Below are 12517 nucleotides of genomic sequence, written 5' to 3'. Positions count from 1 at the left end.
TAGACAGTCAGATTCCCACGTCTTTTTTGCTATTCTTGATATTCTCTTGTCAAAGGGCGCGCAAGTTTTCACTTGCAAGTAGAAACATTTTTTAATCGTTTTGCTTTATGCACGAATCTTATAAGGAAACTCCACCAGACAAAGTGGATCTGATCGCTTCGGTCGTTTAGCAAAAACAAGTTTTCCTGGCAAAGCTGCCGTTCGAATGTCCTCAAATTTTTTACTCAAAAAATCGATTTCTCTCGTTTTTGGATTAAATATTTGACCATCACCAGCATTGATCCAAATTGAACGATCAAACAACCGAATCGACATTGCTCTATTCTCAATTTCTGTAAGTGAGCAAACCGAAGTGACAGCTTTCGTTCGCTTTTTTTTGCTTTTATCAACTACCAAATCAACCAATCCTTTCACATCAAATAATTTGAAATACACTTTCCAGCTGGCCATCTCTTCGCCTGTAATCACGACGAACACGATTGGTATAGCGGATCAACACTAAAAAGTTGGCCACGTTTACTTCAGGCAATCGATTTTCTCGTCGCTGCTGTTGTAATTGTTCGATCGTAAAGATTTTCCCTTGATTTTTATTAAGAAATTCTTGAAATTCCTGCTGATCCAGTCTCAACACCTCCAAAATACTAATGAAATTTGGTATTATACTTTCAGACAAACAAAAAAGGGTGTCACGTGACCTAAATCACGTGACACCCCTTGCTGCTCAGCTCTTTCCAACGAGAGTTTAGCTAGAAACGTCTTCCGTCTTCCCCATTTTGGGCGTGACGAAGAAGCTATTCTATGCTAAACTAAACCTCGTTGGGCATAGCTCAACAGAGGGGGCATGCACCATGATATTAGAGCATCAGTTCATCTAATATTCATGCACACATGTGTTCAGGGGCCTAAACCTGAACGCATGTCGCATCCCCTTTTTTGATTGCCTGAAAATATATCCAAGTAAACAATCAAAAAAATATATTTAAAAATCATTTTTTGATATTAATAACAATCTTTTCACAAGAAGCTTAACATTTTTAATTTTCTTTGGCAAGCCAAGAAATAATTAATAACAAACACTTCTTGTGAAAATTCAGATTGCACTATTAAAAAAAATAAGTGGAAACTTTACGGCCGAATGATTTGAACATCATACGGTTCTACTGGAAATGGGAACATATACAACTCCTCCTTCCATTCATGCATGAACAAATTTGATATCTGAGTTCATTATTGCAATAACGTCAAAAAAATTCAACAAAAAAAACAAAATTTGCTAAATTAGCAAATTTTATCTTATTTTTAGTAAGGAGAGTTGCTTTTGGAACTACACGAAGCAGTGAAACATGTACGTTGCGAAATGAAAATGAAACAGCAACAAGTTTACGAGGGGATTGTATCTCCCTCAACATATTCTCGATTTGAAAACGGAACTCGGATGTTACATATTCAAGATCTGGAAAAAATATTAGACAGATTAGGTATGCAACTAAGCGACATTGATGACATACAAAAACAAAGAAATGAGCATATTACATATATTCGAGATCAAATAAATAAAGGATTAAAAAACGAGTTGACGGAAATGGAACTTGCGAAGTTATATGCATACACAAAAAAATTAAAAAACCACTCGCTAATATTCCTCAGAAACTATTATTTTATCCGCCAGTACTTTCACTCGAAATGCTACATCATACCACCAATTTCAACAGAAGAAGTCGATTTTATTTATAACAGAATTAGACAAAGTGAACAGATCACATCCATTTATCTTCAGTTCATAATAGACTTCATGTCCCATTTCTCTGATCAACAATTAATCCGTATTGCGGATAAATTTCTAAAAATGGATCGACCACAAATGTTGTCATTACATACAACTTATGTAACTAAATTACCAGATCTACTTATCAATTTGTCTGATACCTTTATTGATCGAGGCGTTAAAACAGGAAATATGAATAATCAATTTTTTCCAAGAGTACCACCTATTCTAGAAGCGTTTCTAGCTTTATTAAAACAAAGAAACAACTTTGACTACAGCATAGTTTTTACCTTACAAAAACATCGCTACCTGTACTATACTGCCCAGGATGACACGAGAAAAACAGCAGCAAGGGAACAACTAGTAGCATTTAAAGAAAAACTGAAAATAGTTGAAAGTATATCACCTTATCCGAACGAGTATACGGAAAGTTGCATCAAAAGTATCAACAATCTATTAGAAAACGAGAAACCCAGTGAAGAAAACTTTTATATAAAAAATTAAGTTAAGGGTCTTACGTGATAATACGTAGGACCTTTTAATTACCAAATAATCATTCGCAGGCTCATGTAGCCCTCGACGTTATCAATGCCTTTCCCTCACTTCGTTCAGTCCAAGCCATCGATAAGTTTTCGGGACAATTCCTCCTTCAAACCCTCTAATAACCTAATCAACGTACTTCTTTTTCTTTTTCGGATCGATACTCAAAAGAAACTGCTCTTCCAGCTGTAGCAATTCTTTATAAACCCTATCCATTGACCACCCAGAGGACAAACTTAAGCTATATAGAAAGTCACAGGGTAATAACCCCACAGGACGATTCCTATAAGACCAGGTGGCCACGGTACTTTGCTTATAATCATGTAACTCACAAAATTCCTCTACAGACATCCCTAGCTGCTTAATAATAAAAACAGAGACAGGATAAGGATAAACAAAAGTATTCACTGACATAGACGGTAAACCCCCTCCAGCGTATTATCGCGTATGTGATAATAATAGTTCTCTTTATAAAACCTGGCAAGCAAGACACTAGTCAAAAAGACAGATCAGAACCCAAAGAAAAGTCAGGAGTATCATAGATATAATGTAAAAGGCAGTTTGCGGGTTTTAATATTATCCGGAATCGAGTTGCAATAATTCCATTTGTACGGCGGTTTTCTTAGGCTCTATCAGCTGTTTCAACGTCTCTTGTATAAATGTCCGCCCCAAGCCAAAGGTCTCAGAAATCGCATGGAAATACGCTTCTTGCACCTCTTTTTTTACTCGAATGATTGATCGCATCAAGCCGTGAACAGAGGCTAAAGTAATTCCGCCATTGCGGCCGGCCCGAACTCGGAAATAGATCTTATTTTCGTTCTTCAGTTGCTTCAGCACTTTATCAAGGGATCGTTCCGGAATCTTTAATTCTTCTCTCAACTCTTTTTTTGTAGAAACGATATAAGGTTTGTAGGTATAGGACTGTTCGTTCAAATAAGCCAGCAAATCAGCTGCCCACTCATGACTATGCGAATACTTTCGTACAGCTCTTTCCTTCTTGAATTTCCACCAACCACGCTTTTTATTGAATAGCTGCTCTTCAGAGAGGTTAGTATCGACCCACTCCTGGCACAATGCAACAATTTTTTCTCTATGTGCGGCTTGATACTTTCCTGAATAAGCCGATCGAATAATCCTAGTCAGTTCTCGGTCAGTCAATGGACTTGCTAATCGATCATTGAACTCAAGCATAGCTAACTCACACTCTTCGATTTCGTATCCTGAAGAAAAGTAGGCCAAAGACAGGGTAAATATGACGTTATTTCGGCCATAGATTCCCTTCTCTCCTTGAATTTTTTGACTCCGTAATAACAGCTGGAACCACGGCTCATCGACCTGACGAAACTCCTGGTTTGACGGCAAGACAAAGACATTCTTACTCTCAGAACTCTTGTCAGCATCCACTCTCATGGACCAATTGATCCACTCTTCGAAACTATACCGGTACTCTGGCTCAAAGAATAAGACGCTCTCTTCTGTAGGTATACGAGTGATTCCAAAGTGGTTTGCATTAACATCAACTGGAAATTCATAGTCATTCGCTAATTTATTTCGCAGATTATTGGAGATCATTTTAGCCACGTTGATCACTTTGAAGTTGGATTTCTTTGTTACATAGGCAGGTTTATCTAATACATAAAATGCCTGGTATCCATGAGTTGTCCGTAATACCATCGTTGGCATAAAGCCAATCTCATTACTGGCCAAGATAATTTCTCCATAGTCAAAGTTTGGATCCAACGTGTCAAAATCAACAAAGAATGTATTGATTTGACGTAAATTGTCCTCAGAATGGCCCTTCGTGAACATTCTCCCTTCGTCAGCATACGTCCCATAGCAAAAAACGTTCGGTGTCCAATGGCTAAATGCATTGTTATTCTCAATGATTCCTTCTTCAGAAGTGATCACTAAACCGATTCCTTCGATCATATGTTGTTTCGAACGGTAGGCAAAAATAGCCCCTTTCCCCGTCTGATCGCTAAAAGAGAACGGTTTAAGGCGGCTATTTTTGTATTTGAATTTACGAATACCGTTTTGTAAGATCGTTGAATAAATGACGTCTAGAGAAGTTACCATGACCTTTTGTCCTTTCCAAACAAAAAGAGAACACAAATAATCTTTCGATTTTGTGCTCTCTCAATGGCTTAGAACGTCATAATTTCGTTAAATCGCATGACAAATAAGCATGTATATATTGAGTTGCTCGTCGAAAAATGGTAAAATAATCCTATAAGTTCAGATTCCCAGTCTGAGCTGATTATCCAATCACATAAGTGGTATCCAGCCACTTACATAACTACCGAGACGAGCGAGAACACATAGCTTTGTATGTGATTCAGAAAAATAGGTGAGGTCCAATTCACTTATTCTTCCGTCTCTTTTTTTATTGTTTATTTTTCTTTTAGACTACAGAACATTCTTCAACTTGTAAAGAACTATTTTAAACAAAGACTTGCATAAGTATACTTTCGAACTTTTTTGTAGGTATACGAGTATACTGATACACTTATCTTAGTGTTCTAGTATACTCGTATACTTTTTTTTATTTTGTGACTAAAGTGGTTTCATAATGGTACTTCTGGTAAATATATATATATATTATCTGGTATTATTTTTTTTAATTTCAAAGTATACCAGTATACTTTAGAATGCATTTAGTATACTGGTATACTTTTACACTAATCTACTTTTGCGATTATTTTCTTTACAACAAAACTCCACACTGGTATACTTATGGTATATTATAAATCTATCGGAGGTCTATTCATGGGAAAAGTATATGTCGTGGGGAATTTTAAAGGCGGAGTAGGAAAAACTAAATCTGTAACTATGCTTGCATATGAAAGTGCTGTAATCAATGACAAAAAAACATTAGTAGTTGACTTAGATCCACAAGGAAACGCTACAAGTATTTTAGCTAAAACAGGTGAACTCGAAGAAATTACAAAAAATATCACTACTGGATTTGAAGAAGGAGACTTAAGTACTCAAATTACACCTATCATGAGTAACTTAGACTTAATTGCATCCAATACCACCTTTAGAAATCTAACAAAAATACTAATGAATCGTTTTCCTAACGATGAAATTAAGCAAATTACCTACTTGAAAGAGCTATTAAAACCACTGAAAGAGATCTATGATGCTATTTATATAGACGTGCCACCTACAATATCTGATTATAGTGACAATGCTATGCTTGCAGCTGATTATTGTATCATTGTGTTGCAAACTCAAGAATTATCTCTGGACGGGGCTCAGACCTATATTGCTTACATGCAATATCTCTCAGATACTTACGATAATGATTTACAAGTGCTAGGTATCATACCTTGCATGCTAAGACCCGGTGGACGAGTGGATACTAAAGTACTTGATCAAGCAAAAGAGTTATACGGAGGAAATGTGCTGGAAACAATCGTTAAGTATCAAGAAAGACTAAAGGTTTACGATGTTGAAGGTATACGTGTTTCGTATTCTTATACTGGAAAACCAGATGGATGGGATATTAAAGCTCATCAGGTATTCATCGATGTGTTAAATGAGTTAGATCGACATGAGGAAATACTAGAATCCCTGGAGGAATAAATATGTCAGAAAATTTCAAGCCAATAATAAGCAATAAGAAAAACAAATCTTCTTTACAATCAAAAAAGGTCGAAATAAGAGGAAAAACAGATTTTGGTAGAACCTCTTCTAGCACTCCTATAAGTGATCCGAAACCAGAGACGTTAAAGAAAGAAACTAGTACGAATCCGACTGCAAAAGATAAAAGATTTTCAGCAACTCTGACACAAAAAGTATCGCCTTCAGTTAATTTGAAAATGAACACTCTTAGACCATTTCTAGGCGAATTAGAAAATATGCCTAAAGCCACAATTAATGAGATAGTAGATTTAGTTATAGATAGTTATGTAAACACACGGTTATCAACAAGACAGCAAGAAGCATTTAAAGCAATGTATGAAACTCAGTTGAAAATGCTCAAAAAGTAGAAAAGTATACTGGTATACTTTTCTACTTAAGTAACAGTACTATTAAATAAAGCTTTTATAAGTTTTATGTGATGTAATATATTTAAATAAAGCTAAAGTATACTAGTATACTTTAGCTTTATTTATTGTATAATCACAATATTAGTTCTAAAATTCTTTGCTGGATTCCCACTTTGTATGATTGTAAAAGCAAACATGACGAATCTCATCGTAGCCGATTTTTGTTTCTTCTATATATATCCCTAATTCGTCGAAACCTTTAATCTTGCCAATGATGTCAGGATAGTAATTGCCATTTAAGTCTCTGGCTTCCATCTGAATACAGACCGACTTATCTTTCAGCCTTGCTTCCTCCATAATTCTATTGATTTCATCCAGTTCCATTTGTGGTTTCTGGGAAGGGGAGGTTAGCCGATTTTTATCATCATTGTTCATTAGGTCTGTATGCTCAGACAGATAGAATCCTGCCCATTTCACCATTCCACGATCATCATATGAATCTCCATAGCTCATTTTAAACAGTCCTTTCTAGTGACCTCCGACTTTGGCGCTACGGCTAACAGCTGTCGCACCTGGCAACAACGAACTAGCATGGATCAACGCCTTAAAGCCATATCTGCTTCTAATTTCATCACATAGGAAATCGAGTTTTTCTTGCTGAATTGTTTTTTCTGGATCAGAAAATAGATCCAACTGTAAACTCGTCTGATAAACGAGTTTTGAACAGGATACACCGACATGCCGCACCGCATAACCAGCGTAATGTTCCTCAAACAGCTGTAGAAGGTAACTAGTGATTTGTTTCGTGTTGGACGTTGCTGGTACCTTCATTTGACGCGAAAACCCTGATAACAACTCACCGTGAGAGTAGCCGATAGAACGGGCGATTGATTCGGTTTGAGCGTGTTCTTTTCGTAACCTAGATCCGACCAAATCAGCCATTTCACGGATGATAATCATTACTTCGCTTTTATCTGTATAATCCTTCATAAGGATTTGAGAATTGGAAATACTCTTTTCTAGAACTTTATATTTCTTATCAATCTCGCTGCGATCGATCCCATTTGCGTGAGCGTGCAATTGAAGCCCAATCACACCCATGGAAGCCTTCAGTCTGGAAGGAGGGGTATTTGCAAGTTCTTCGACAGTAGTGATCCCACGTTTCCAGAGATTTTTTGCCGTACGGTGACCAATGCCCCAAAAATCAGTCAGACTTTTTATTTTCCAAACAGTAGAAGGGACGTCCTCATAACGCCACTCTGCAATCATGTCCGGATTCTTCTTTGCAGCATTATCCAATGCAAGTTTGGCCAATAACATATTATCGCCAATCCCAACAGTGGTATAGATTCCCGTTTCCTCGAGTATCCTTTGCATTAAGGCTTTTGCGAATTGCTTTGTACGACAATTGCCGTAGAGGTTTTTAACTTTGTCAAAGCGTACAAAGAGTTCATCAATACTATAAACATGAATGTCATCATCAGAAACATATCGCCGAATAATATTTACGATTTTTATGTTTGTTTCGATATATAAGTTCATTCGGGGTGGCACACAAATCAAATCTTTATGATCCGGTAGCTCATATTTTCTCGTGACGTTGGAAATACCTAATTCTTTTTTTGCGGCAGGAGAGGCGGCCAAGACAAGTCCACCTGGTCGATCAGATCCAGATAATACCACTAGCATGGTCGTCAAAGGGTTTAAGCCTCTTTCTACGCATTCCACGGAGCTGTAAAAACTTTTACAGTCGATACATAAGTAATCGCCATGGGGTTCAAAACGATAATCGAAATACATAAAAAACCCTCCTTTATCACAATTTATTATACGAACTAATGTTCGTTCTGTAAAGAGGGAGGGACTTGTTTAATTTTTTTCAGTAACTAATAGGAGTCAATGGCAATACGTACATCCATGTATTCTAAAGCGGTACAAACAAGGGGATTATCCATCGGTTTTCTTTCAAACGAGCTTAGAATTGCCCTGTGGCAACCTATAAATAGAAAAACAAGCGAATCGAGTGAAGGATTCGCTTGTTTATTAAATATAGAGAATGAAAAGCAGCGTTCGGAGTTTGATCTTTACCGAGCATTTTCGTTTCTATGTTCCATGTACCCCGACTTCTCAAAAATCTAGTTTCATCTGTTTAGACTGGAAAATACGTCCTACCAGTATCTCTTTTTTTTCATGGTCAATCCGATAAAAAAGAGCATAGCTTTTGCCGATAACAATCCGATATGTTGTAGTCTTCATACCGTATATTTTTGAAACTTCCTCATACATTGTCGGGAACGTCTTAGTGAGCTCCAGCGATTTTTGGATCGCACCTACAAATCTTTTTATGCTACTTTGGGGAAGCAACAGCTCTTTTTCCCATTCAGTTATTAAATTTGATAAACTTTGCTGGAAACTTTTTGAATAAACTAGTGTGTATTCTTTCATTTAACTCCAACCATACTTTCCGAAATTATCTCTCATTTCGGCTTCAGTTATGGTCAAACCTTTTTCAAAGTCGTTAAAACTTTCCTCAATCAGCTTTTTATCATGTTTCTTGGCTGTTTGAGTGGTATCCAAAATAAATAAGTTCCCTTCCTTTTCTGCTTGAAGAGTATCTCCATTTTTCAAACCAAGTTCCTTGGGCAAAATAATTCCTACGCTGTTTCCAATCTTACGGACTTTAATTGATTGCATACTGTTCACGCTCCTTTTCTACGGCTTTATTGATTTAATTATAACAGGTTATAACATAAGTTTCCATCCTGTTTGTTCGGATTTAGAAAATGCGCTACTTTTCACACCGTTGATCCCGCATCTCACACATTGGCAATACGTACATCAAAGTATTCCGAAGTAGTACCTTATGGGATTCATAGGTATTCTTTGAAATGAGCTTAGAATTGCCCTGAGACAACCAATAAATAGCAAAACAAGCGAATCGAGTGAAGGATTCGCTTGTTTATGATCAACTCTGTTTAATTTTATCTAGGATCACTTCAAATGTTTCAAAGGTATCTATATCTAACTGGCACAACCAAAGCAAATACTTCTTTTCTTTGTAAGTCCAATTTATAGTAGGGTAGGAGGACATCAAATTATTATATCTTGCTCTTTGTTCGCTAGTAGCTAACTGCCAGCGTTTCTCAAATATTTTTTCTTCTTCCATTATCGATCCCCCAAAAAGAGCGCTGCCTGAAACTTCAATAACGGGCAACGCAAGTCTAATTACGCAGATCTAAGTATAGCATAACAAACAATTATGAAAAAACTTAGAAGACAGAGAAAGTTCTTCCGTCTTTGGTACAGCTGCTATTCTTTATATGCCTAGTTATAGTTGCTCTACATAATTTTTCATTGATCACACACTCGCTTATTGTTGTGTACTCTCTGACGTTGCTTTCTTGATCAATCACTTTTATTCCGTTGGCATCCTGATAGTTCATAGGAGAAGCGCGGCCATCAGAAATTGTTGCTCCTATCTTTTGAACTTCCTTTACAATTTCTGGAAAATCCACCCATCCTGCTTCAGCTGTCAAATGTAATAATCTATAGTACTTATCTTTTCTTTTCAATTTAGGGAATCACCACTCCGTTCTTTTCCTACTATTCAAAATTTTTTTGAGCATTATCACCATACCTTGTTTCTGTACTATCAAAGATTCTAGTAGGTGTTTTGGCGTCTTCCTTTGTAATATATAGCCACATGTAAGAATTCGTTGTGTTTTTCCAGTTCAATAAACACTTGATAATTAGCAATATACCTTAGAGTATTGCCATAATGCATAGTATAATGTATACGAACAGTAATTTTGACAGGAGGCAGTACAATGAATCATATAGTAACAAGACATTCCAGCCCTATATCATTAGAAAAAAAGCAAAACATCTCTAGAAGATATCATGTAGTTACCAAAGCAGTAAACAGAGAATTTTGGAATTCAGAAAGCGATACTCTTCATAGCTTTTACGTAGGCTCCTATGGTCGAGGAACCGCTATTGATACAAGTGATATTGATATTTTAATAGAATTGCCAATTGGAGAATACGATAGATTTAATAGCGTATATGGAAACGGACAATCAAGATTGCTACAGGCTGTTAGAACTACTTTAAAAACTGCATACCCTAGAAGTGACATTAGAGCTGACGGACAAATCATTAAAATTAATTTTCATGATGGAATTCAATTCGAGTTATTGCCCGCTTTTAAGAAGGAATATGGCTGGGGTAGTTCTTTTGAGTATATATATCCAGATACCAACATGGGGGGAACTTGGAAATCAACTCATCCAAAAGCTGAACAAGAAGCTATGAAAACAAAAAACAGCTCGATATTCAGTAACGGATTACTCTATGCTACTTGTAAACATCTTCGTTTTATTAGAGATACTCATTTCAAAAGCTATAAACTATCAGGTATAGTTATAGATAGTTTTGTCTATACAGCAATGGGAAACTGGAGATATCTAGAATCAGGAACTAGCTCGTCTGCTAAGACTGGAGATTACGAAAAAGTTCTTTTAGACTATTACAACAATCATACTTTATATGGATTCAATACTTTAAACTTATCAGCTCCAGGCAGTAATCAAGCAGTTGACGCTACAGATAGTCTACTTTGCCTAGAGAAGGTCCTAAAAAAAATTAATACCTAAATTAGAAAAGAGGACATAAGATGGATAACCAACAGCAAGTCGGAAAATTAAGAACACAGCTTCGAGAAGCATATGGACGAGTAACATACTCCTATACCACCCATTTAAAAACTGTTGATCTACTAAATGAGAAAAATAATAAAATGAAAAGGTATCAAATATATTTTTCGGCAATTTCGACTGGTGGTTTTTTAGGCTCTTTTATATTTGACGAAAGAATACTAACTTTTGTAGCTGGTTTAGTATCCGCTTTTTCACTCGGTTTAAACTTATATTTGAAAAATTTTGAATTAGATAAACTCTCCAAAGAACATCAAATCACTGCAAATGAACTTTGGTTAGTGAGAGAAAAATACGTTTCTTTGCTGACAGACCTTGATGCCCTCTCTTTAGATCAAATAGAATCTATTAGAAATGAACTACAGGATATAAGCTATAATATATATAAGACTGCTCCTAAAACGGATAGTTATAGTTACTCCAAAGCCCAAGCTGCTTTAAAAGATGAAGAAGAACAATTTTTCTCTGACGAAGAACTTGATAAAATGTTACCTAAACACCTTAGGTCTAATCAAAACACTTTATAGACTATTATGAGAGTAACAGTCTGAGACTTTCCACAAATAATTGATTACTGTTAATTCAAAAGAGTAGTTTTTAGCTCCTAATTAAACTACTCTTTTCCCCTCTCATTGTTTCTATTGTAAAATTTTATTTTCACCAGACTCTTTATTCCCCATCTTATCTAAGTAACGATAAATTGTTGTTCTAGAAACTTGCCACCGTTCAGCAATCGTTTTGATTGGAGTTCCACTATCAACTAATGTCTTCATCAGCTGTAGATCCTGATCCGTAAATTTTTCCGGCCGCCCACCATATCGGCCCCTTGCTCGAGCAGCTTCTCTACCAGCTGCCGATCGCTCTAAAATCAGATTCCGTTCAAATTCTGCAAACGCCGCAAACAAATGAAACATCAGCTGGCCAGTTGAACTGGATTTATCCATCGTAATATTTTCCTGAAGGCTATGGAAACTCACTCCCCGTTCATTCAATCGATTGACGATTGAAATCAGGTCCTCCATATTTCGCCCCAATCGATCCAACCGCCAAACAACAAGTGTATCTCCAGATCGTACAAAATCAATCGCAGTTTCTAATCCTGGTCGATTATTTTTCGCTCCACTCATATAATCAGTAAAAATTTTTTCACAGCCAAATTTTTTTAAACTATCTTCTTGTAAATCCAAATTTTGCAATCCAGTTGAAACTCGTGCATATCCAATTTTCAAAAAAATCACTCCTCGATTAAAACCATTGTACCATAACTTAATACAGGGGAAATAACTGAACATAGATTTTGTTACGGGTTTCTGAACACTAAATTTGAGATTTTCTATAGAATTTTAGATCAAAAAGAGAGTGTTCAGAAACGGGTCATTTTCTGAACACTCTCGATTAAATCAATTCATTTAGCTTTTCGGACGCTTCGACAATTGGGTCATCCCATATTATAGAGTTGTTATCTGAACCATATTTTTCTAGCGTAACTTGGATTCCCATCA

Annotated in this window: 16 protein-coding genes; 5 read left to right on the top strand and 11 right to left on the bottom strand. The window is 36.3% G+C overall.

From position 1 onward, the window contains the following. Nucleotides 1-105: 105 nt before the first annotated feature. Both IGI88_RS18055 and IGI88_RS18050 read right to left on the bottom strand, forming a co-directional pair. The gene (locus IGI88_RS18055) at nucleotides 106-396 is read right to left on the bottom strand and encodes a hypothetical protein (protein WP_429960888.1); all 291 of its coding nucleotides are present in this window, start codon (nucleotides 394-396) and stop codon (nucleotides 106-108) included. A 19-nt stretch (nucleotides 397-415) separates the two neighbouring features. Then, a complete protein-coding gene (locus tag IGI88_RS18050; protein WP_429960889.1) occupies nucleotides 416-628 on the bottom strand; it encodes a hypothetical protein in 213 nt (70 codons plus the stop codon). 690 nt (nucleotides 629-1318) lie between these two features. On the opposite strand from IGI88_RS18050, the gene IGI88_RS18045 reads away from it, so the two are divergent. Next, the gene (locus IGI88_RS18045) at nucleotides 1319-2269 is read left to right on the top strand and encodes a helix-turn-helix domain-containing protein (protein WP_429960890.1); all 951 of its coding nucleotides are present in this window, start codon (nucleotides 1319-1321) and stop codon (nucleotides 2267-2269) included. A gap of 162 nt (nucleotides 2270-2431) precedes the next feature. Here the strand turns inward: IGI88_RS18045 and IGI88_RS18040 are convergent, their stop codons facing one another. Continuing rightward, nucleotides 2432-2719, bottom strand: a complete 288-nt coding sequence (locus IGI88_RS18040; protein WP_429960891.1) for a type III secretion system protein PrgN — start codon at nucleotides 2717-2719, stop codon at nucleotides 2432-2434. Nucleotides 2720-2881: 162 nt separating this feature from the next. Continuing rightward, nucleotides 2882-4381 carry a primase C-terminal domain-containing protein gene (locus IGI88_RS18035; protein ID WP_429960892.1) on the bottom strand — a complete coding sequence of 500 codons (1500 nt, stop codon included), beginning with the start codon at nucleotides 4379-4381 and terminating at the stop codon, nucleotides 2882-2884. A 690-nt stretch (nucleotides 4382-5071) separates the two neighbouring features. Here IGI88_RS18035 and IGI88_RS18030 point away from each other — a divergent pair. Next, the gene (locus IGI88_RS18030) at nucleotides 5072-5893 is read left to right on the top strand and encodes a ParA family protein (RefSeq protein WP_429960893.1); all 822 of its coding nucleotides are present in this window, start codon (nucleotides 5072-5074) and stop codon (nucleotides 5891-5893) included. A gap of 2 nt (nucleotides 5894-5895) precedes the next feature. Then, complete coding sequence (locus IGI88_RS18025; RefSeq protein WP_219295143.1) at nucleotides 5896-6300, top strand: hypothetical protein; 405 nt, start codon at nucleotides 5896-5898, stop codon at nucleotides 6298-6300. 147 nt (nucleotides 6301-6447) lie between these two features. Here the strand turns inward: IGI88_RS18025 and IGI88_RS18020 are convergent, their stop codons facing one another. The 6 genes from IGI88_RS18020 to IGI88_RS17995 all read right to left on the bottom strand — a co-directional run bounded on the left by IGI88_RS18020 (nucleotide 6448) and on the right by IGI88_RS17995 (nucleotide 9872). Beyond that, nucleotides 6448-6813, bottom strand: coding sequence for a hypothetical protein (locus IGI88_RS18020; RefSeq protein ID WP_429960894.1), 366 nt, complete (start codon nucleotides 6811-6813; stop codon nucleotides 6448-6450). Nucleotides 6814-6828: 15 nt separating this feature from the next. After that, entirely contained in the window at nucleotides 6829-8100 is a 1272-nt protein-coding gene (locus IGI88_RS18015) for a Y-family DNA polymerase (RefSeq protein WP_429960895.1), read from the bottom strand. A 327-nt stretch (nucleotides 8101-8427) separates the two neighbouring features. Continuing rightward, the gene (locus IGI88_RS18010) at nucleotides 8428-8745 is read right to left on the bottom strand and encodes a type II toxin-antitoxin system RelE/ParE family toxin (RefSeq protein WP_429960896.1); all 318 of its coding nucleotides are present in this window, start codon (nucleotides 8743-8745) and stop codon (nucleotides 8428-8430) included. Beyond that, nucleotides 8746-8994, bottom strand: a complete 249-nt coding sequence (locus IGI88_RS18005) for an AbrB/MazE/SpoVT family DNA-binding domain-containing protein (protein WP_429960897.1) — start codon at nucleotides 8992-8994, stop codon at nucleotides 8746-8748. A 271-nt stretch (nucleotides 8995-9265) separates the two neighbouring features. After that, nucleotides 9266-9466 carry a hypothetical protein gene (locus IGI88_RS18000; RefSeq protein WP_429960898.1) on the bottom strand — a complete coding sequence of 67 codons (201 nt, stop codon included), beginning with the start codon at nucleotides 9464-9466 and terminating at the stop codon, nucleotides 9266-9268. 103 nt (nucleotides 9467-9569) lie between these two features. Then, the gene (locus tag IGI88_RS17995) at nucleotides 9570-9872 is read right to left on the bottom strand and encodes a hypothetical protein (protein ID WP_429960899.1); all 303 of its coding nucleotides are present in this window, start codon (nucleotides 9870-9872) and stop codon (nucleotides 9570-9572) included. Nucleotides 9873-10127: 255 nt separating this feature from the next. Between IGI88_RS17995 and IGI88_RS17990 the strand changes: the two genes are divergently transcribed. Together IGI88_RS17990 and IGI88_RS17985 are read left to right on the top strand one after the other, a co-directional pair. Beyond that, on the top strand, nucleotides 10128-10955 hold the full coding sequence (locus IGI88_RS17990; protein WP_429960900.1) for an SMODS domain-containing nucleotidyltransferase: 828 nt from the start codon (nucleotides 10128-10130) through the stop codon (nucleotides 10953-10955). Nucleotides 10956-10975: 20 nt separating this feature from the next. Further along, nucleotides 10976-11542: an SLATT domain-containing protein gene (locus IGI88_RS17985; RefSeq protein WP_429960901.1), complete on the top strand. Its 567-nt coding sequence runs from the start codon at nucleotides 10976-10978 to the stop codon at nucleotides 11540-11542. A 111-nt stretch (nucleotides 11543-11653) separates the two neighbouring features. Here IGI88_RS17985 and IGI88_RS17980 read toward each other — a convergent pair whose 3' ends face one another. After that, the gene (locus IGI88_RS17980; protein WP_429960902.1) at nucleotides 11654-12253 is read right to left on the bottom strand and encodes a recombinase family protein; all 600 of its coding nucleotides are present in this window, start codon (nucleotides 12251-12253) and stop codon (nucleotides 11654-11656) included. Between the last annotated feature and the right edge of the window lie 264 nt (nucleotides 12254-12517).

This window comes from Enterococcus sp. AZ179, from assembly GCF_050498885.1.
Lineage (GTDB): Bacteria > Bacillota > Bacilli > Lactobacillales > Enterococcaceae > Enterococcus_D > Enterococcus_D entomosocium.
This window is presented reverse-complemented; position numbering and strand designations above follow the sequence as displayed.

What these genes read in the sequence shown, in the direction of transcription:
- IGI88_RS18040 (WP_429960891.1), bottom strand. Translation starts at nt 2,719, where the DNA reads ATGTCAGTGAATACTTTTGTTTATCCTTATCCTGTCTCTGTTTTTATT.
- IGI88_RS18035 (WP_429960892.1), bottom strand. Translation starts at nt 4,381, where the DNA reads ATGGTAACTTCTCTAGACGTCATTTATTCAACGATCTTACAAAACGGT.
- IGI88_RS18030 (WP_429960893.1), top strand. Translation starts at nt 5,072, where the DNA reads ATGGGAAAAGTATATGTCGTGGGGAATTTTAAAGGCGGAGTAGGAAAA.
- IGI88_RS18025 (WP_219295143.1), top strand. Translation starts at nt 5,896, where the DNA reads ATGTCAGAAAATTTCAAGCCAATAATAAGCAATAAGAAAAACAAATCT.
- IGI88_RS18020 (WP_429960894.1), bottom strand. Translation starts at nt 6,813, where the DNA reads ATGAGCTATGGAGATTCATATGATGATCGTGGAATGGTGAAATGGGCA.
- IGI88_RS18015 (WP_429960895.1), bottom strand. Translation starts at nt 8,100, where the DNA reads ATGTATTTCGATTATCGTTTTGAACCCCATGGCGATTACTTATGTATC.
- IGI88_RS18010 (WP_429960896.1), bottom strand. Translation starts at nt 8,745, where the DNA reads ATGAAAGAATACACACTAGTTTATTCAAAAAGTTTCCAGCAAAGTTTA.
- IGI88_RS18005 (WP_429960897.1), bottom strand. Translation starts at nt 8,994, where the DNA reads ATGCAATCAATTAAAGTCCGTAAGATTGGAAACAGCGTAGGAATTATT.
- IGI88_RS18000 (WP_429960898.1), bottom strand. Translation starts at nt 9,466, where the DNA reads ATGGAAGAAGAAAAAATATTTGAGAAACGCTGGCAGTTAGCTACTAGC.
- IGI88_RS17990 (WP_429960900.1), top strand. Translation starts at nt 10,128, where the DNA reads ATGAATCATATAGTAACAAGACATTCCAGCCCTATATCATTAGAAAAA.
- IGI88_RS17985 (WP_429960901.1), top strand. Translation starts at nt 10,976, where the DNA reads ATGGATAACCAACAGCAAGTCGGAAAATTAAGAACACAGCTTCGAGAA.